The sequence below is a fragment of the Ezakiella coagulans genome (assembly GCF_003096635.1).
GTDB classification, from domain to species: domain Bacteria; phylum Bacillota; class Clostridia; order Tissierellales; family Peptoniphilaceae; genus Ezakiella; species Ezakiella coagulans.
Window position 1 is genome coordinate 29,470 of sequence record NZ_QEKV01000001.1, and the last position, 18,737, is coordinate 48,206.

Annotated in this window: 16 protein-coding genes; all 16 read left to right on the plus strand. The window is 41.2% G+C overall.

Features of this window, described 5'->3' with window-relative positions; genetic code table 11:
* The first annotated feature begins 91 nt into the window (after window positions 1–91).
* The 16 genes from C7381_RS00135 (at window position 92) to C7381_RS00210 (ending at window position 18,308) form a co-directional block, all read left to right on the plus strand.
* A complete protein-coding gene (locus tag C7381_RS00135) occupies window positions 92–1,237 on the plus strand; it encodes a double-cubane-cluster-containing anaerobic reductase (RefSeq protein WP_116479441.1) in 1,146 nt (381 codons plus the stop codon).
* Between the two features lie 177 nt (window positions 1,238–1,414).
* Window positions 1,415–1,798: a helix-turn-helix domain-containing protein gene (locus C7381_RS00140; protein ID WP_116479442.1), complete on the plus strand. Its 384-nt coding sequence runs from the start codon at window positions 1,415–1,417 to the stop codon at window positions 1,796–1,798.
* A gap of 15 nt (window positions 1,799–1,813) precedes the next feature.
* Complete coding sequence (locus tag C7381_RS00145) at window positions 1,814–2,374, plus strand: ImmA/IrrE family metallo-endopeptidase (protein WP_165803535.1); 561 nt, start codon at window positions 1,814–1,816, stop codon at window positions 2,372–2,374.
* A gap of 70 nt (window positions 2,375–2,444) precedes the next feature.
* Window positions 2,445–5,258 (plus strand): CRISPR-associated helicase Cas3', encoded by a 2,814-nt coding sequence (gene cas3 / locus C7381_RS00150; protein WP_116479444.1) that lies wholly within the window; start codon window positions 2,445–2,447, stop codon window positions 5,256–5,258.
* Entirely contained in the window at window positions 5,245–6,948 is a 1,704-nt protein-coding gene (locus C7381_RS00155) for a type I-E CRISPR-associated protein Cse1/CasA (protein WP_116479445.1), read from the plus strand. The genes cas3 and C7381_RS00155 overlap by 14 nt, the downstream gene beginning before the upstream one ends.
* On the plus strand, window positions 6,932–7,558 hold the full coding sequence (casB, locus tag C7381_RS00160) for a type I-E CRISPR-associated protein Cse2/CasB (protein WP_116479446.1): 627 nt from the start codon (window positions 6,932–6,934) through the stop codon (window positions 7,556–7,558). Before C7381_RS00155 ends, casB begins: the two co-directional genes overlap by 17 nt.
* On the plus strand, window positions 7,548–8,627 hold the full coding sequence (gene cas7e, locus C7381_RS00165) for a type I-E CRISPR-associated protein Cas7/Cse4/CasC (protein ID WP_116479447.1): 1,080 nt from the start codon (window positions 7,548–7,550) through the stop codon (window positions 8,625–8,627). The genes casB and cas7e overlap by 11 nt, the downstream gene beginning before the upstream one ends.
* Window positions 8,628–8,635: 8 nt before the next feature.
* Window positions 8,636–9,355, plus strand: a complete 720-nt coding sequence (cas5e, locus tag C7381_RS00170) for a type I-E CRISPR-associated protein Cas5/CasD (RefSeq protein ID WP_116479448.1) — start codon at window positions 8,636–8,638, stop codon at window positions 9,353–9,355.
* Between the two features lie 9 nt (window positions 9,356–9,364).
* Complete coding sequence (gene cas6e / locus C7381_RS00175) at window positions 9,365–10,024, plus strand: type I-E CRISPR-associated protein Cas6/Cse3/CasE (protein ID WP_116479449.1); 660 nt, start codon at window positions 9,365–9,367, stop codon at window positions 10,022–10,024.
* A complete protein-coding gene (gene cas1e / locus C7381_RS00180; protein ID WP_116479450.1) occupies window positions 10,017–10,955 on the plus strand; it encodes a type I-E CRISPR-associated endonuclease Cas1e in 939 nt (312 codons plus the stop codon). The genes cas6e and cas1e overlap by 8 nt, the downstream gene beginning before the upstream one ends.
* A gap of 1 nt (window position 10,956) precedes the next feature.
* On the plus strand, window positions 10,957–11,841 hold the full coding sequence (gene cas2e / locus C7381_RS00185) for a type I-E CRISPR-associated endoribonuclease Cas2e (RefSeq protein ID WP_116479451.1): 885 nt from the start codon (window positions 10,957–10,959) through the stop codon (window positions 11,839–11,841).
* A 3,046-nt stretch (window positions 11,842–14,887) separates the two neighbouring features.
* On the plus strand, window positions 14,888–16,120 hold the full coding sequence (locus tag C7381_RS00190) for a putative DNA modification/repair radical SAM protein (RefSeq protein WP_116479452.1): 1,233 nt from the start codon (window positions 14,888–14,890) through the stop codon (window positions 16,118–16,120).
* Window positions 16,098–16,835 (plus strand): TIGR03915 family putative DNA repair protein, encoded by a 738-nt coding sequence (locus tag C7381_RS00195; RefSeq protein WP_116479453.1) that lies wholly within the window; start codon window positions 16,098–16,100, stop codon window positions 16,833–16,835. The genes C7381_RS00190 and C7381_RS00195 overlap by 23 nt, the downstream gene beginning before the upstream one ends.
* Before the next feature lie 54 nt (window positions 16,836–16,889).
* Window positions 16,890–17,507: a stalk domain-containing protein gene (locus C7381_RS00200; RefSeq protein ID WP_116479454.1), complete on the plus strand. Its 618-nt coding sequence runs from the start codon at window positions 16,890–16,892 to the stop codon at window positions 17,505–17,507.
* Window positions 17,508–17,550: 43 nt separating this feature from the next.
* Window positions 17,551–17,796: a hypothetical protein gene (locus tag C7381_RS00205; RefSeq protein ID WP_116479455.1), complete on the plus strand. Its 246-nt coding sequence runs from the start codon at window positions 17,551–17,553 to the stop codon at window positions 17,794–17,796.
* 74 nt (window positions 17,797–17,870) lie between these two features.
* Window positions 17,871–18,308: a hypothetical protein gene (locus C7381_RS00210; protein ID WP_116479456.1), complete on the plus strand. Its 438-nt coding sequence runs from the start codon at window positions 17,871–17,873 to the stop codon at window positions 18,306–18,308.
* The last annotated feature ends 429 nt before the right edge of the window (window positions 18,309–18,737 follow it).

Here is an 18,737-nt window from a genome sequence, read left to right on the forward strand (position 1 = left end):
ATTGTCAAACGATTCTAAACTTGATATAAAAATTACAAATTGTTATAATATCTTTAGATAATATTTATGATAAAAAATATGAGGTGTTTTGATGATTGATTTAAAAAAGAATTTGCCTGAAATTTTTGAAGAATTCAGCGAAAAGAGAAGGGCAGCCTTTTTGGAAGTAAAGAAGATAAAAGATGAAAATATTCCGGTTGTTGGAGTTTTCTGTACATTTTTTCCGCAAGAACTCGCACTTGCTGTCGGTGGAACATGCGTGTCGCTCTGCTCGACAAGTGATGAAACTATAGGAGATGCGGAAAGGGATTTGCCGAAGAATTTGTGTCCTTTAATCAAGTCAAGTTACGGCTTTGCTATAACGAATAAATGCCCATTCTTTTATTTTTCGGACATTGTAATCGGTGAAACTACTTGCGACGGTAAAAAGAAAATGTACGAACTTTTGGGTCGCCACAAACCGGTTCATGTTATGGAACTTCCGAACAGAAATTCCGAAATGGGCATGAAGATGTGGAAAGAAGAAATTCTAAAATGTAAAGAAGTGCTCGAAGAAATGTTTGACCACAAAATTACCGACGAAGAAATCAGACATGCAATCAAAGTTAAAAATGCCGAAAGAAGTGCAGCAAAAGATTTTTATGAAATCATGAAAGCGGACGAGCTTCCAATGATGGGGCTCGACATGTGGCACGTGCTTCACGGCCTCACATTCAGCTTCGACAAAGAGGCAATTCCGGGCGAAATAAAAGCTCTAAAGGAAAAAGTTTTGAGCGAAAACAAACACATAACCGGAAGAAAGAGAATTTTGATTACGGGCTGTCCAATCGGCGGTGCAACTGAAAAAGTTATCGAATCAGTTGAAAACAACGGCGGAATTGCAGTCGCATTTGAAAACTGCGGCGGTGCAAAAGCGATCGACGAAAACGTCGACGAAACAAATCCGGATCCATACGATGCGCTTGCAAGAAAATATTTGAATATAGGATGCGCATGCATCACGCCGAACACAAATCGTATAAATCTTTTGGACAGAATGATCGACGAATACAAAGTCGACGGAGTCATCGACATGCATCTTCAAACCTGCACGCCGTACCAAGTCGAAGGCACGACAATAAGAGATTTCTGCAAAGAACAAAAGAATGTTCCGTACATTGCAGTTGAAACCGACTACGGGCAAAGCGACAAGGGACAACTTAATACAAGAATTGCCGCATTCATCGAAATGCTTTAGAAAATTTAGCCGAAGGGAAACCTTCGGTTTTTGTTTTAAGAAAATTAAATTTGTGCAGTTAAAAATTTCTTTTATGCAATATGTTGCATTTTTAATTCAATCATGATATAATATACGTAGTTGAATTGCTGAAAATTATTATATAAGTTATATAATATAATCATAAGGAGGAATTTTATGTTTAGCGAAAAAGTAAGAAGACTGAGAGAAGAGTTGGGATGGACACAACAAAAGCTTGCTGATGAGCTTGGCTGTTCACTCAGAACAATTTCATCCTACGAAAGAGAAAACAAAAGACCGAGACACAGAAGAACTTATTCTAAGCTTGCCGAAATTTTCGGAGTCGATGTGAACTATCTTTTGACCGATGAAGACGAATTTGTATTGCGTGCAACACAAGAGTTCGGTGCTGAAGGAAGACAAGAGGCAAATGCACTCATAAGAAGCGTTATTGGACTTTTTGCCGGCGGCACGATGTCTCTTGAAGACAAAAAAGCTGCACTCGATGCGATTGAAGAAGCATATTATATGGCAAAATCTGAAATGGGCAAAGAAAAATAGATGCAAAAAAGTAGGATGATTTATGAGGACGTGAATGCTCTCATAGAAGAAGAAGGCACCCGCGATCCTCATGACATCTTGATTTCAAGAAAAGTTACAGTGCTGCCGTTTCGAATGGACACAAATATTCTCGGCATGTACACCGACGTGGTCGGGAAAAAATTTGTTTTCTACAACAAACGTCTCGACGAAACTATGAAGCGGATGGTGCTTGCGCATGAGCTTGGGCACAACTTCTACCACTACGACTATGCGGACCTTTCGACCGCGGAGAGCATGTCGAAAAAAAGCAACGAAGAGCTTGAAGCGAACATCTTTGCGGCGCATCTTCTTATAAAAACCGAGGACATCTTGTCGCTTTACGAAGAGGGCTATGACATAAACGAAATCGCAAGCTTTCTTTATGTGAGACCGGAGCTTTGCAACATTAAACTGAATGAACTTCAAAAAATGGGCTACAAAATTGCCGGGAATTTTTCGATTCAATCTGATTTTTTCAAGAACATCAAGGGAATGGACGAAGAGAATTGGGACAGCGAGTTTGTGCATGAGGACCCGGATTTTTTCGATTTCTAAATTAAATATGATATAAAAATAAGTCGCCTATATACATATTCTTGTGTATGGGCTTTTTGTGGAGGAGAAAATGGAGAGAAAACTTTCATCATTATGGGCGAAGAAAAACAGAAACGCAAGCGGAATGTGCGAATGGCTGCCGCTAAGTGTTCACTTGAATGACACTATGGCGATTTGCCGACTCATTTGGGAGCATTGGTTGTCGGACGGAGTGAAAGAATTTATGATAAATTCTATAAAGACAAATGGTGAAGTCTCGAATTTTGACGACAGGGAAAAACCCGCAAGAAGTCTGTGCGCATTTTTGGGCGCGGTGCACGATATTGGAAAGGCGACTCCGTATTTTCAGCTGAAGAAATCTTTTAGAAGAGATGAGGAGCTTGACGGACAAATTTTGGAAAATCTAAAGAGTGCCGGCTTTAAAGAATTGGATAAATTTTACACGGCAACGGATCTAAAAGAAAGTCACCAATCCATGGGGCAATTTATGCTCGTAAAGCGTGGTGTGAATATGACTGTCGCCGACATCGTCGGTGCTCACCACGGTCGCCCTATGCCGATAACAAAAGACATGGACAATTCATACACAAATTTCTTTTATCAAGTGAGTGATAAAAACAACGAGATTTATAAAACGTGGATGGACATACACGACGAACTTTTTAATAGAGCACTTGAAGCGGCGGGATACAAATCGGTAGATGAAATTCCGCTTATCTCGCAACCTGCGCAAGTGCTTTTTTCTGCGCTTTTAATTATGGCGGACTGGATTACGAGTAACGAAAAATATTTTCCGCTTATCGACATTGGAAGTTTTGATGTTTCAAACACCCGCGTTGAAGAGGGTTACATAAAATGGAGAAACGACAGAACGGAGATTTGGAGTCCGGATTTTGTTGACGTAAATAAAATATATGAAGAGCGATTTAAACTTGTCGGCGGAGCGAAATTTGTTCCAAGGGATGCGCAGAGAAAAATAACGGAAGTGATAGAGAAAACAAAGGAGCCGGGTATAATAATTTTCGAAGCACCGATGGGAATGGGTAAGACCGAGGCGGCACTTGTTGCGGTTGAACAGCTTGCAAAGAAAACGGGAAGAACCGGAATGTTTTTCGGACTTCCGACACAGGCGACGTCGAACGGAATTTTTTCGCGTGTGAGCGCATGGCTCGAAAATTTGACAGACGACGTTTCGAGTGAACGAAGTGTAAGACTTATACATGGAAAAGCTGCACTCAACAAAGAATTTTCGGATTTGCCGAAGAGCAGAAATATCCACGAAGAGGACACGAATGACAAAAACACAGTTTCGGTTAACGATTGGTTCAGCGGAAGAAAGCTGTCGATGCTCGACGATTTTACGGTTGGGACAATTGACCAATTTTTGCTTGTCGCATTGAAACAAAAACATTTGATGTTAAGACATCTCGGCTTTGCAAACAAAGTTGTGGTAATCGACGAAGTGCATGCGTATGATGCTTATATGGGCGTTTATTTATATCAGGCGATAAAATGGATGGGCGCGTACGGAGTGCCGGTGGTGGTCTTGTCGGCGACACTTCCTATTGAAAAGAGAAATGAACTTGTAAAAAATTATTTGGAAGGTGCGGGTTATAAATTTTCAAACGCACCGAAACCGGAAAATTTTGATGAAAACGAAGCATATCCACTTTTAACAATCACTGACGGCGAAAAAATAATACAGTTCGAAGATTTTGAGAAAGAAGCAGGAACGGATTTTGAGGTTAATAAACTTTCGAAAGCGGAGAGCGAAGACATTGCGAGATTAATAAAAAGCATTACGAATGAAGGCGTTGTGGGAGTAATTGTGAACACCGTAAGAAAAGCGCAGGAATACGCACGAATATGTTCGGAAGTTTTCGGAGAGGAGAATGTTTTTCTTCTCCACTCGTCGTTTATTGCAACCGACAGATATAAAAAAGAGGAAGAACTTCTGCAAACTATCGGGAAAAACGGAGACAGACCGAAATTTAAAATCGTCATCGGAACACAAGTAATCGAGCAGTCGCTCGATATAGATTTTGACGTTTTAATAACGGAGCTTGCGCCGATGGACTTAATTTTGCAAAGAATGGGGAGAGAGCACAGACACAAGAATAACAAAAGACCGGAGCATCTCGAAACGCCGAAAGTGTATGTTTTAAATTCTACGGAATATGATTTCGACAAGGGAAGCACTTATGTTTATGATGAATATTTGCTTTTTAGAACGGAATATTTTCTTCCGCAAAAAATAAATCTGCCGAATGATATTTCACATTTAGTTCAATTGGTTTACTCCGAAAAAGAATTAACACTTGATAATAAAATTGTTGAGATATATAATGAATATAAACGTAAATATAAAACAAATAAGGCAAATAAAGAATCTTTGGCTGAAAACTATGTGTTGGGCAAGCCGAAAATCACTAGAATTTCAGAAGATAAAAACATAACCGATTGGCTCGACAATAAAAACAATGTTGCGGAAGCGTCGGATGCAAAAGCATCTGCACAGGTGCGGGACAGCGATGAAAGCATAGAGATTATTGCTTTAAAAAAATGTGAAGGCGGTTATGAATTTTTCGATGAAGAGGGACTGCTTGACATTACGGACAACAAAACTGCAATGAAAATGGCACAGCACACGTTGAGGCTTCCGAGGCAAGTTTTTTACGACGCGGGAATTGATAATGTAATAAAACTTTTGGAGGACTATTATGTCGAAAATCTGTCGGATTGGGACAATCAAAGCTGGTTAAAGAACAATCTCGGAATTATTTTTGATGAAAACGGAGAATTTAAAATTTTTGATAAGATATTAAAATACGATCAAAAATATGGATTGATTGTGGAAAAGGAGGGAGACGATGGGAGAATTTAATTTGCTCGACGAGAAATGGATTAATGTGGTCACCGACTACAAAGGAACTACAAAACCTGTCGGCATTAAAGATTTTTTTGAAAACGCACACAACTACATTGCTCTTGCGGGAGACACTCCGACGCAGGACTTTGCAGTCATGCGTTTTTTGCTTGCCGTGCTTCATACCGTGTTCTCAAGATATGATGCGGATGGGAATGCCTATGAAATGCTTGAAATGAACGACAGAATGCAACCGAAAGAGGAACCGGCAGAAGACCTCGAAGAATACGAAGATTTATTGATGGATACTTGGAAAGACTTGTGGAATAAGGGCAATTTTCCAAAAATTGTAAATGAATATTTGGAAGAATGGAAAGATAGATTTAATCTTTTTGATGATAAATATCCATTTTATCAGGTGACTGAAAAGGAAATTGATGTGTCAAAAATAAATAAGTCAGCACCAAGTGAGGTTTTAGGGAAAAATATAAATCGACGCATTTCGGAAAGTGCAAATAAAATTGCATTATTCTCTCCGAAATATAGCAACGACTTAAACAAGGAAAAGATGAGTCAAGATGAAGTTGCAAGATGGCTATTGACATTTCAATCTTATTCGGGATTATCGGATAAAGTAATATTTGGAAAAGAAAAATACAAAGCTTCAAAGGGTTGGCTGTTTGATTTGGGCGGTGTGTTTCTGTCAAGTGACAACTTATTTAAAACTCTTTTGTTAAATTTACAATTAAAAAATTTTTCAAACAAAATTCAGAAACCTTGCTGGGAATTTTCTCCGGAGGAAGTTGTTCAAAAACAAATGTCGTTTGAACCGATTGATAATATTGCTGAACTCTACACTGTTTGGAGCAGAGCGGTTTGCATAAAAGACTATAGTCCGGAAAATGCTTTCTCTATGTCGATAGTGAAACTGCCTGAGGTTATACACGAAGACCAATTTTTGGAGCCAATGACTATATGGAGATACAACACAACGGGGGATAACAAAGAAAAGTTTACTCCGAGAAAACATCAAATGAACAAATCTATGTGGCGTTCATTCGGACTTATAACGGAAACCGAATCGGAAGAGAATCCGGATCCGAAAAATAAAAAGAGAAAACCGGGAATTATAGATTGGATGAATAAGATAAGTGATTTCGTAGATGATAAAATTATAAAAATAAATTCAATAAGCATGGAAGATGACGGTAATGCAACATCTTGGGTTCCAACAAATGAAGTTGTTGACCATCTCTATATCGACGAAGCTGTTTTTAACGATTTGGAAAAAGAGGGATGGATTTATAGAATCAACAAAGTCGTTGACATGACAAAAGAAGTCGTTGAATTTATTTATAAAGGATTTTTAAATGACATCAATGAAATCAGAAATTTGGAATCCAAAGATTTTGTGAACAATGGTGTTGAGCTTCTTTACTATGAAATTGATAAGCCATTTCGAGATTGGATTTTAAGTATTGATATCAATGATGATAAAGAGAAAAAAATAACAGATTGGAAGAATGAACTTAGTTATTTAGTTTTTAATCAAGCGGAAAAAATTGCAAAGAGTTCGAATTCAAGAGACTTTATAGGAATTAGCGTAGATGGAACGACAAAAAATATTGCGACAGCGTTTAATATTTTTTCGGCAAGATTAAATAAAAAACTTGGCAAAAGGAGAGAACTAAATGGGGAAAACAAATAATATTGCTTACAATACAGCGAAGAGCATACTTATAAAACTTGACAGTACAAGAGACGCGTCCTCAACAAAGGCGCTCCTTGCAAACATGAGAAACTCGGCGGATAAAGATATATCAAACAATGTTGATGCACTTGCTTATGTGTTTTCAAACCTTTCGTATGGTGAAGATGACAGAGGCGGGGAGCTCAGCTATATGGAACAAGCAATCTTTACTGCTATTCAAATGTATGCGATTCATCAACAATCGAATGTTGAATCGGTTTTAAAATTTGGAAATGACGATGAAAATGAGTCGAGAGAAAAGAAATATAAAGCAAATATAGGAGATGCATTGGCAACTCTAAGAAGTGACGAGAGTGAATCTATAGACAAAAGATTTAATGCCATGATAACTGCAACCAATTTCAATAAGCTCAGTTATCATTTAAGACAGATGATTAAAATACTGAAGTCAAAGTCGGATGCAAAAGTAGACTATGCAAAGCTAGCTGAACATTTGTATTGGTTTATGATTGGAAGAAAAGAGGAAGTTAGACTTAGCTGGGCAAGGTCTTACTACAAATATAGAAAAAATGAAGAAATGGAAGGAGAAATTAAAAATGAGAAGTAGATTATTTTTAGACGTACACGCAATTCAAACTGTTCCACCTGCAAACATCAACAGAGATGACACAGGAAGTCCGAAGACGGCACAATATGGGGGTGCAACAAGAGCAAGGGTAAGCTCACAAAGTTGGAAAAGAGCGATGAGAAGATATTTCAACGATGAGGGAGATGTTGGAAATGTAGGAATACGCTCATTGGAAATCGTTAGATACATTGCTGAAAAAATTACGAAAATGGATGAAAGTATTTCCATGGAAACGGCGATGGAGCTTGCAGAAAAAACTTTGAATGCAGCAAAAATATCAACTAAAGATAAGAAAACAAAGGCATTATTTTTCATAAGCGATAAACAAGCGGAAAAACTTGCGAAGTTTGCAATTGAAAAGGTTGACGATAAAAAAGAACTCCAACAAGTTCTAAAAGACGAACAATCAATTGACATTGCTCTATTTGGCAGAATGCTCGCAGACGATCCGTCTTTAAATGAAGATGCTTCATCTCAAGTCGCACACGCAATTTCAACACATGCCATTGAAAGCGAATTTGACTTTTTCACGGCGGTGGATGACCTTGCACCGGAAGACAATCAAGGAGCGGGAATGCTTGGAACGATTGAATATAACTCGTCAACCCTTTATAGATATGCAAATATTGCATTGCATGAATTTGTAAAACAATTGGGCGACAAGGAATCAACTGTGAATGCTGCAAAACTGTTTGTTGAAGCATTTATAAATTCAATGCCGACGGGAAAAATAAATTCATTTGCCAACCAAACTCTTCCGCAAGCGGTGGTTGTTACACTTCGAATCGACAGACCGGTAAATATGGTGAGTGCATTTGAAAAGCCGATTAAGTCGAACGATGGATATGTTGAAAAATCTGTCAAGAGACTTTTCGAAGAATATCCGAAATATGATGGAATGCTTGAAGAACCGTTGTTCACAGCATATTACACATTCGGTGATTATGGCGTGCAGGAAATTGGTAAAAATGAAAACTCGACCAAGGAATTGATAAATGATTTAGGAGAAAAAATAAATCAATATTTGGATAAAATTGAGCAAGAATAGGTGATATTTTGAAAACGATTTTATTAAAATTCGGTGGACCGATGCAATCTTGGGGCACTTCTTCACATTTTGAAACCAGAAACACCGACTACTATCCTTCGAAGTCCGCTGTAATCGGAGTGATTGCGGCAAGCTTCGGATATAGTCGAGATGAAGATGAAAAAATCAGGAAACTTAATGAGCTTGATTTTGCCGTTAGAGTTGATCAAGTAGGTCTACTGAAGAAAGATTATCATATAGCATCAAAATACAAGAACGACGGAAGCTTTGAAAGAAATTATGTCACCAACAGATATTATCTCGAAGACGCAGTTTTTGTCGTGGCAATTTCTAGCAAGGATGAAGACTTGATTGAAGAGATTTATGTGGCGATTAAAAATCCTTATTTCCAACAATTTATGGGACGAAGATCATGTCCGGTTCAGCCTGACTTTATTATCAATGTGGTTGAAACGGGAGCGATTGAAGCGCTTCAAAATCTGGAATGGCAGGCGTCGGATTGGTATAAAAAAAGAAATCAAAATTATGTTGCGGATATATATGCCGACAAAGATTTGCTCCCTGAGAGCGGCTATACAATGAGAAACGACAGGGTTATTTCATTTTCGCAAAAAGAAAGGAAATTCGGTCCGAGATTTGAAGCAAGAACCGCGAAAACAATGAGCACAGAAAATGAGAACAAATCAGAGCCGAAGCAATTTGACTGTTACGGAGCTTTGGAAGAGTAGGTGATTTAAATGTATTTATCAAGAGTTAAAATAGATTACTACAATTTAAAAAGCATAAAAGAGTTAAATCATCTCGGCGCATATCACTCATGGGTGGAAGACTCATTTCCCGAAGAGCGGGAAAAACCGAAGAACGAGCGCACGAGAAAGCTTTGGAGAGTTGATGAACTGAGCGGGGAATATTATCTGATTGTTTTGAGTGAAAACAAGCCGGATTTTGAAAAACTTGAAAGGTACGGCGTGAAAAACACTGCGGAATCCAAAAGTTATGAAAGACTTTTGGACTCGATCAAACCGGGCATGCGAGCAAGATTTAAAATAGAATTAAATACAGTTTATTCAACCGCAAAAAATGCAGAAAATGGAAAACGTGGACGTGTTGTTCCGGTTCCTCATGAAAAACTCGGCGAATTCTTTTTTGACAGGACCGAAAAAAATGGTTTTTCAGTGAATAAAAACGAATTAGCAATCACAAATATAGGGAAAAAACTTTTTTTAAGGAAAAAAGAAGAAGAGAAAGGTGCAAGAGTAAATCTTGTGTCTGCAACATTTGAGGGCATATTGACTGTGACTGACGAGGGAAAATTTAGAGAAACACTTGTGATGGGAATCGGAAGAAAAAAAGCGTACGGCTTCGGACTTCTTACAATAATACCTTGCAATGAATAAAATAAGCGGCGCGAAAAAAGCGGAACTTACGGAGCTTCCGAAAATTTCGGACAGAGTAAGTTTTATATATGTAGAAAGGGCAAAGATAAACCGAGTTGACAGCGCAATCACGATTTTGGACTATCGCGGAACTGTGCGACTGCCGGCAGCGATGATTGGAGTTTTACTTTTGGGACCGGGAACAGATATAAGCCATAGAGCGATTGAACTCATCGGCGACACGGGCACAACAGTGATATGGGTAGGCGAAAGAGGCGTGAGATTTTATGCGGGCGGAACGCCTCTTGCACACTCGACAAAATTTTTGGAAAAACAGGCGGCACTTGTTTCAAACAATCGCACACGGCTCGATGTTGCAAGAAAAATGTATGAAATGAGATTTAAAGGCGAAGAAGTTTCGAAGTTTACAATGCAGCAGCTTCGAGGAAGAGAAGGAGCTAGAATTCGAAAAGTTTACCGCGAACTTTCTAAAGAGTATAAAGTCGAATGGAGCGGAAGAGAGTATAAAGTTGATGACTACGACGACGGAACACCTGTGAATAAAGCTCTTTCCGCGGCAAATGTTTCGCTCTATGGGGTTTGCCATAGCGTGATAGCGGCACTTGGAATGTCGCCGGGGCTTGGGTTTGTACACACCGGACATGACAAATCTTTTGTTTATGACATAGCGGATTTATATAAGGCGGAAATAACAATTCCGATTGCTTTTAAAATAGCATCTGAAGCGAATGAAAACGACGACGTGGGAACGCTTGCTCGGCTTGCCGTGCGAGACAAAATGGTGGATGGAAAACTTTTAAAAAGAATAGTGGATGACTTGCAATTTCTCATGAAAGTTGAAGACGATGAACAAATTGAAATTGATGTTTTAAACTTATGGGATGACAAAAATGAAACTGTCAGATATGGAATAAGTTATCAAGAGGTATAAAATGCCACTTACAGTTATAACATTGAAAAATTCGCCGCCATCGCTTAGAGGAGACCTTACAAAATGGATGCAGGAAATTTCAACGGGAGTCTATGTTGGAAACTTCAACACAAAAGTTAGAGAAGAGCTTTGGAAAAGAGTTGTGGACAGCATCGGCACAGGTGAGGCAACGATGACATTTGCATATAGAAATGAAATCGGATACAACTTTGAAACTCACAATTCAGACAGAACCTCAACAGACTATGACGGAATACCGCTTGTTTTAATGCCGGCGAAAAAAGAGAAAGAGGATCCAGAAAAGAAACACGGCTTTAGTAAAGCTGCTAAAATTCGAAAAGCAAAAATATTCGGCGGTGCTAAAAAGAAAGATGCAATTCAAAACTTCGTTGTAATCGACACCGAAACGACCGGACTTGATTACTTAAACGACAGAATTATAGAAATCGGGGCGGTCAAAAAAACGGATGGAACCCAAAGGTACAGCTGTGTAATAAAATATGACGGGAATTTAAATGAGACAATAAAAAATTTGACCGGGATAAATGAAGACGATTTAAAAAACGGAAAAGAAGAAAAATTTGCAATCGAAGAATTCTTAAAATTTATAGGAACGTATCCTATAATCGGTTACAATATTGACTTCGACATAAAATTTTTAAATCAGGCGCTTCAGCGAAATGGATTTGCGCCAATAAAAAATAAAACATATGACTTAATGAAATATGTAAAACAGGAAAAACTGTTTTTGGAAAATTATAAACTTCAGACCGTTATAAAAGAGTATGGAATTGACGAAAAAGTGCCGCACAGAGCATTGGGCGATGCGGAAATTTGTTTGAGACTTTTGGAGAAAGTAAAGAAATTACGGGATCTGTTAAAATAAAACATTGCAAAATACGGGATCTTTTAATGTCCTTCCCGCGCGAGCGGGGGTGATCCCGCTCATGGTTCCTGCGAGTGCTAATTGAATGTGTCCTTCCCGCGCGAGCGGGGGTGATCCTAGTCAATCGAGACATTGAAAAGGCTTGCTAAAGTCCTTCCCGCGCGAGCGGGGGTGATCCCTCTCTCCGATTCTAAGTCCCAATTTTTCTACTGTCCTTCCCGCGCGAGCGGGGGTGATCCTGACGAGGAAGAAACTCATCGATAACCCAAGCTGTCCTTCCCGCGCGAGCGGGGGTGATCCTACATTTCCGCTCATACCAACACATCACGTAATGTCCTTCCCGCGCGAGCGGGGGTGATCCTTGTAAAGGCAATGCTTGATAGTGCAGACAAAAGTCCTTCCCGCGCGAGCGGGGGTGATCCTATCCCTTGTTCTTTTTTAATTTTGTTATATTTGTCCTTCCCGCGCGAGCGGGGGTGATCCTATCACCTTAACTTCCTTGTTCATGCTTATAAAGTCCTTCCCGCGCGAGCGGGGGTGATCCCAAACTACTCGATGTCACATGTTTATAGATTGCGTCCTTCCCGCGCGAGCGGGGGTGATCCTAATCACTTGGTCTTTGTCGGAGTAAACTTTGAGTCCTTCCCGCGCGAGCGGGGGTGATCCTTGCACTTGAAAAGACCAATGAATTTATTTTTAGTCCTTCCCGCGCGAGCGGGGGTGATCCTTCAATTTCACTTACAATAAGTTGTACGATCTAGTCCTTCCCGCGCGAGCGGGGGTGATCCTATCGAAGCAAAAAGGACCATGAGATGTGTGGAGTCCTTCCCGCGCGAGCGGGGGTGATCCTAAAATTTCCAATTCACATCCGAAATTTGTAAAGTCCTTCCCGCGCGAGCGGGGGTGATCCCTATCTTTTAACTGTTTCTACAGCAGTTAAGATGTCCTTCCCGCGCGAGCGGGGGTGATCCCGCTGTCAAGTTCTGCGATATTCTCGAAATCGTGTCCTTCCCGCACACGCGGGGGTGATCCAAGTGTCGTGTCACAGTTTCCGACAATTGTGTCGTCCTTCCCGTGCGAGCGGGGGTGATCCTATTTCCGAACAACAACTTTCGTTCATAACCAAGTCCTTCCCGCGCGAGCGGGGGTGATCCTAAGCAAATTCAAGATTTAACAGTTGAAAAGACGTCCTTCTCGCGCGAGCGGGGGTGATCCTACGGAGAAAACTTCCCAGCTGAAGCGGCACAAGTTCTTCCCGCGCGAGCGGGGGCGATCCTATGAAAGAGATTATAGGCAAGCAATCCGCAAGGTCCTTCCCGCATACGCGGGGGTGATCCTAAGCCATTCCAGCTACTGCTAATAAGCTTATTGTCCTTCCCGCACACGCGGGGGTGATCCTGACGATAAATGGATTTATGATTGGTGCGATATGTCCTTCCCGCACATGCGGGGGTGATCCTACGACGGCAAGGTATTCATATATCCAAAAGACGTCCTTCCCGCGCGAGCGGGTGTGATCCCAGGCACGGAAAGACAATTGACGGTACTTTCGTGTTCTTCCCGCACACGCGGGGGTGATCCTAAGTCCATAACATTTTCACCGATCCTGCTGCTGTCCTTCCCGCGCGAGCGGGGGTGATCCTAAAGACGACGGCGGAGATAAAGCTGCAATTGCGTCCTTCCCGCGCGAGCGGGGGTGATCCCATGGATGAGGTTTCAGATGTGCAAAAGCTTGTGTCCTTCCCGCACATGCGGGGGTGATCCTGACTATATGAACGTAAAAGTTGATGGCATAGTATCCTTCCCGCACATGCGGGGGTGATCCTACGGTCTTAAAGATGGCAAAGAAAAGAGCTCTGTACTTCCCGCACACGCGGGGGTGATCCTTGGGCGACAGGAAGATAGAAACAGAAGGCGAAGTCCTTCCCGCACACGCGGGGGTGATCCTGTTCTTGGAATGAGTCCACAAACGCTGAGAGCGTCCTTCCCGCACACGCGGGGGTGATCCCGTCGTTGAGTTCGGTTGGGGTGGACTTCATGCGTCCTTCCCGCACACGCGGGGGTGATCCTGACTTAAAAAACTCTTCTTCAAAAAGCGTATAGTCCTTCCCGCACATGCGGGGGTGATCCCAAAGACTTGAGAGAATTGAAATAGACCTCTTAGTCCTTCCCGCACACGCGGGGGTGATCCCAGTGTCGTGTCACAGTTTCCGACAATTGTGTCGTCCTTCCCGCGCGAGCGGGGGTGATCCCAATGTTTCGCCGACAACCTACGAAAAATATGAGTCCTTCCCGCACACGCGGGGATGATCCTATCAAATAACCGTTACCCGATAGCCATGCTGCGTCCTTCCCGCACACGCGGGGGTGATCCCTATACCGTAAGGATTGAGGGCGACACTTTTAAGTCCTTCCCGCACACGCGGGGGTGATCCCGGATAGGTGGACAGTATGAAGTATTGGAGCATGTCCTTCCCGCGCGAGCTGGGGTGATCCTGATTACAGACAGAAAAAAGTTGAAATTAACGAGTCCTTCCCGCACATGCGGGGGTGATCCTACAGATAAACCATATTATCCATTAAATTTTGAGTCCTTCCCGCGCGAGCTGGGTGATCCCAAGCTTGAAGTCGCAGCAAAGAAGTCCGAAGGAGTCCTTCCCACATATGCGGGGGTGATCCTAAAAAGAGTACACAGATTGGTGATATTGCCAGGTCCTTCCCGCACACGCGGGGGTGATCCTGTTTTGCTTGAAAAGACGGACAGTGTTTTGAAGTCCTTCCCGCACATGCGGGGGTGATCCTACCGTCACCACGCCACCGCCACTCAATCTTATGTCCTTCCCGCATATGCGGGGGTAATATTATGAATTTAAAGAGATTAAAAAATAACAAAACAAATTAAGGCACGTATCCGTGTCTTTTTTTGTTTTAATTTTTTCTTTTAATTTTCGCAATCACTCTCGAGTTTATACTTTCTTTTCACATCATGGCACTTAGATTGACTTTTAACTTCGTATTATATATAATGAAGGCAGGAGGTGGTCGTATGGATGTGATAGAGAAGCTGAAGATTTTAACGGATTCGGCGAAGTATGATGTTTCGTGTTCGTCTTCGAATTCGAGGAGAAAAAATACAAAAGACGGTATCGGCAATGCTTCCGTTGCCGGTGTTTGTCACAGCTGGAGCGAGGACGGGAGATGTATTTCGCTTTTGAAGATTCTTCTGTCGAACAAGTGCGTTTATGACTGCGAGTATTGCATCAACAGGCGCACCTCCGATGTTCCGCGTGCGGAGTTTACACCGCAGGAAGTGGCGGATTTAACGATAAATTTTTACAGGCGAAATTATATAGAGGGGCTTTTTCTTTCTTCGGCGGTCACGATTAGTCCCGACCACACGATGGAGATGCTTATTCGAACAGCGGAGATTTTGCGAAATGATTATAAGTTTAACGGCTATATTCATATGAAGGCGATTCCGGGGGCGTCGGACGAGCTTGTGAGACGTCTAGGGCTTTTGATTGACCGCGTGAGCGTGAATATTGAGCTTCCGACGGAGAAGGGACTCAGCGTTTTGGCGCCGTCAAAGACTTATCATTCGATTTATCTTCCGATGAATGATATAAAGACCGGGATTCTTGAAAATCGTGAGGACAGAAAGAAGTTTAAAAAGGCACCTATGTTTGCACCGGCGGGGCAGACGACCCAGATGATTATCGGGGCGTTAAATGAGTCGGACAGGACGATTATGAAACGCGCGACTGGGCTCTACAAGTCGTTTGGGCTTAAACGCGTGTATTATTCGGGATATGTGCCGGTTGTAAAGAGCAAGTTCACGGAGGGTATTACGAAGCCGCCGCTTCTGAGGGAGCACCGGCTTTATCAGGCGGATTTTTTGATGCGGTTTTACAAGTTTACCGACGACGAGATTTTATCTGAAACGAATCCAAATTTGAGTTTGACGATTGATCCGAAGGCGAATTGGGCGATTAATAATATTTCACTTTTTCCGCTCGAGATAAATCGTGCGAGTTATGAGGAGCTTTTGCGAGTTCCGGGCTTCGGCCCCGTTTATGCAAAGCGAATTATTAACGCAAGGCGTTTTTCGAGACTCACTTTCGACAGTTTGGAGACCATGAAGATTTCAATAAAACGTGCGAAGTATTTTATTACTGTAAACGGTGTCTACAAGGGTGGAAAGATCGGCTCGACGGAGTATTTGAAATTTCTTCTCGAGGATAAAAAGGAAGACGCGTATGAACAGCTCAGTTTATTTTAAGTATGACGGCACTTTCGAGGGGCTCATGACTGCGATTTTTGAGAAGTATGGCGAGCTAGAGCATATTCATATTGTGTGTGAAAAAGAGCAGATAAATTTTTTGCTGCCAGAAAATTTTATAAAGACCGATGAAGAAAAAGCGGAAAGAGTTTTGAGGGGACTAAAGAAAGACTTCGGAGTGGATTTTATAAGGCGTGTTATGTATGTTTTTTCAACGCCTTTTGAGACTAAGGAAGATGTGATTGCGAAAACTGTGAAGGGCATGTTTCTTTACGGCAAGGGTTTTCTTTTCAGCGACAACGAGACGCCGACGGAGTTCAGGCGACTTTCAAAAAGGGTTGGCAGCGAAAATCATTCGTACAAGGGACTTCTTCGATTTCGCGAGCTTGAGGGTGGAATTTTGTTTGCGGAGTTTAAACCCGAAAATGATATATTGATGTTTCTTGCACCGCATTTTATTAGACGTCTGCCAAAAGAAAAGTTTGTAATTGCGGACACTGCACGAAAAAAATGTGTATTTTATTCGGACGGGCAAGCGGAGTTTATGGAGATCGAGTCACTTTCCTTGAAAGATTCGGATTCTGAGGAATTTTTTAAAGAGGCGTGGAAAAAATTCTATAAAACTGTCGCAATAGATGAACGAAGAAATGAAAAGCTTATGATTTCAAATATGCCGAAACGCTATTGGGAGTTTCTCCCGGAGAGGGAAGACTGATGTTGACAGTTTTTTCAAAGTTTTATATAATATACGTAAATAGGGGGAATATTTATGAAATTTTTTAGATTATTAACGCTCATTTTGATAGTCATGGCTCCGATTACGGTATTTGCGCATGATACAGATGAGCCTATTAAAAATGAAGATAGCCATTCCGATCATAACGTCGAAAATCATTCCGGTCATGTTGTAGAAGAAGATTTGAAACCTGAGGAAGGCAAAGATCCGTTTGCGGATTTTAAAGAACATCAACTGATTCACGTTTTTGCGATTTTTAAAATTGGTGAACCGGGATACAAAATGGTTAGAGCCGGCATGGAATCAGAATATGAGTCGGACACTGTTCCATATATAAAAAATGGCAGGACTATGCTGTCTTTGAGAACTGTTGCTGAATTGCTTGATATGGAAGTGACTTTCGACAATTCGACAAGAACTGCGAAGTTTGTGAAACCTGAGGAATACGAAATTGACGTAAACATCGATACCGGAGATGTTAAAGTTGACGGAAAAGACGCTGAAAATATTAAAGATTTCATTGACAACAAGGATGGGAGACTGTACATTTCCATCACAAAAATCAATGATTTCATAAAAGAAACAAGTGAAGAACCGCTCGTAATCGAGTGGAAAAGCGATACGAAAGAGGTTTATGTCCATCTTTCATAGAACCGTCGATTGACGGTTTTTATTTTGCGAGAGGAGTGTGAATATGGAGAAACTTGTTAAAGTTTGTGAATTTATGAAGGACGACCCTTCGCACTATGACTATGCGGAATATCTTGGAGAACTGAACGGTTATAGTGTTTATATGCCTGTTTTTAACGACAGGGATGCGCACATCGGATTTCCAAGATATATATTTATGAATGATGATGAAATAAGATGGGCGGAAAATGAAGAAATCGAAGAAGTTATTATTACTTTTATTGACACGGAAGAAGAGGATGAAGATTAATGCTTAGAGTTGACAGTTTGTATTATAATTTGCTGTTTTTGAACAGATACTTGTAAAGTTGCCGGGAGGTTAGTATGGATATAGAAGATGTATTAGGTGGTAAAATTGTAATTTTGGACATGAGCGTGCTCACGTCTCCGGGCATAGATGAATTTATCGATAAAACGAGAGAAGAAATGGTCGATCTCGACCAAAAATATTATATAACGCGCGAAACCTACAAGGAACTTGAAAGAGAGGAACTTTCGGGCAATCCGGATGCAGGCGATGCATTAAATTTGGTTGAAGACCTTATGAATCAAAACATGATCGAGGTCATAATCCCGAAAAACAAGGAAGGCGTTGTGAAACTCACGGAAATCAGCCAGATAAGGCCGCTCCTTTTTGTCACACTCGACAAAAAAACAGCCCTAAATCTTGAAATGGTGAACCGCATGAAATCCTATACTGGGAAACCGATTCAGGTTATGGGGATTAATAGGATGGGAGAGTTTTTAAACTACGGGAAGTAGGGTTTATTTGCGGGCTATTTTGCGACCTGCTTGCAAACTTCAATTATTTGATTGCTCGGAGTGCAAATGAGCACACCTGCGCAATCAAAAATTGAGTTTACGGCGCATCTCATCAAAATATCCACGCAAATAACGTTGTTTGTGGAATTTTTATGCGGTAAAATTATTGAGAGTGTATGGTATTGTAAATGCAGGGCGTAGCGGGATGGCATACGTTGTGACGAAAGGAACAACGATGTCCTCCCGCCCAAAAAGCCTCACTCCTAAAATATTTCATCTAAGCGTTTCTCATCGAAAATTCCTCGCAAATAACGGTGTTTGTTAAAGAATCGGCATAACCGGTTCTTTTTTTTGTTCATTAATTGTATGGTGTTGCAAACACACCTGCGCAATCAAAAATTGAGTTTACGGCGCATCTCATCAAAATAT

Bases quoted from the DNA above. Each gene is read 5' to 3' on its own strand.
- C7381_RS00135 (WP_116479441.1), top strand. From the start codon at position 92: ATGATTGATTTAAAAAAGAATTTGCCTGAAATTTTTGAAGAATTCAGC.
- C7381_RS00140 (WP_116479442.1), top strand. From the start codon at position 1,415: ATGTTTAGCGAAAAAGTAAGAAGACTGAGAGAAGAGTTGGGATGGACA.
- C7381_RS00145 (WP_165803535.1), top strand. From the start codon at position 1,814: ATGATTTATGAGGACGTGAATGCTCTCATAGAAGAAGAAGGCACCCGC.
- cas3 (WP_116479444.1), top strand. From the start codon at position 2,445: ATGGAGAGAAAACTTTCATCATTATGGGCGAAGAAAAACAGAAACGCA.
- C7381_RS00155 (WP_116479445.1), top strand. From the start codon at position 5,245: ATGGGAGAATTTAATTTGCTCGACGAGAAATGGATTAATGTGGTCACC.
- casB (WP_116479446.1), top strand. From the start codon at position 6,932: ATGGGGAAAACAAATAATATTGCTTACAATACAGCGAAGAGCATACTT.
- cas7e (WP_116479447.1), top strand. From the start codon at position 7,548: ATGAGAAGTAGATTATTTTTAGACGTACACGCAATTCAAACTGTTCCA.
- cas6e (WP_116479449.1), top strand. From the start codon at position 9,365: ATGTATTTATCAAGAGTTAAAATAGATTACTACAATTTAAAAAGCATA.
- cas1e (WP_116479450.1), top strand. From the start codon at position 10,017: ATGAATAAAATAAGCGGCGCGAAAAAAGCGGAACTTACGGAGCTTCCG.
- cas2e (WP_116479451.1), top strand. From the start codon at position 10,957: ATGCCACTTACAGTTATAACATTGAAAAATTCGCCGCCATCGCTTAGA.
- C7381_RS00190 (WP_116479452.1), top strand. From the start codon at position 14,888: ATGGATGTGATAGAGAAGCTGAAGATTTTAACGGATTCGGCGAAGTAT.
- C7381_RS00195 (WP_116479453.1), top strand. From the start codon at position 16,098: ATGAACAGCTCAGTTTATTTTAAGTATGACGGCACTTTCGAGGGGCTC.
- C7381_RS00200 (WP_116479454.1), top strand. From the start codon at position 16,890: ATGAAATTTTTTAGATTATTAACGCTCATTTTGATAGTCATGGCTCCG.
- C7381_RS00205 (WP_116479455.1), top strand. From the start codon at position 17,551: ATGGAGAAACTTGTTAAAGTTTGTGAATTTATGAAGGACGACCCTTCG.
- C7381_RS00210 (WP_116479456.1), top strand. From the start codon at position 17,871: ATGGATATAGAAGATGTATTAGGTGGTAAAATTGTAATTTTGGACATG.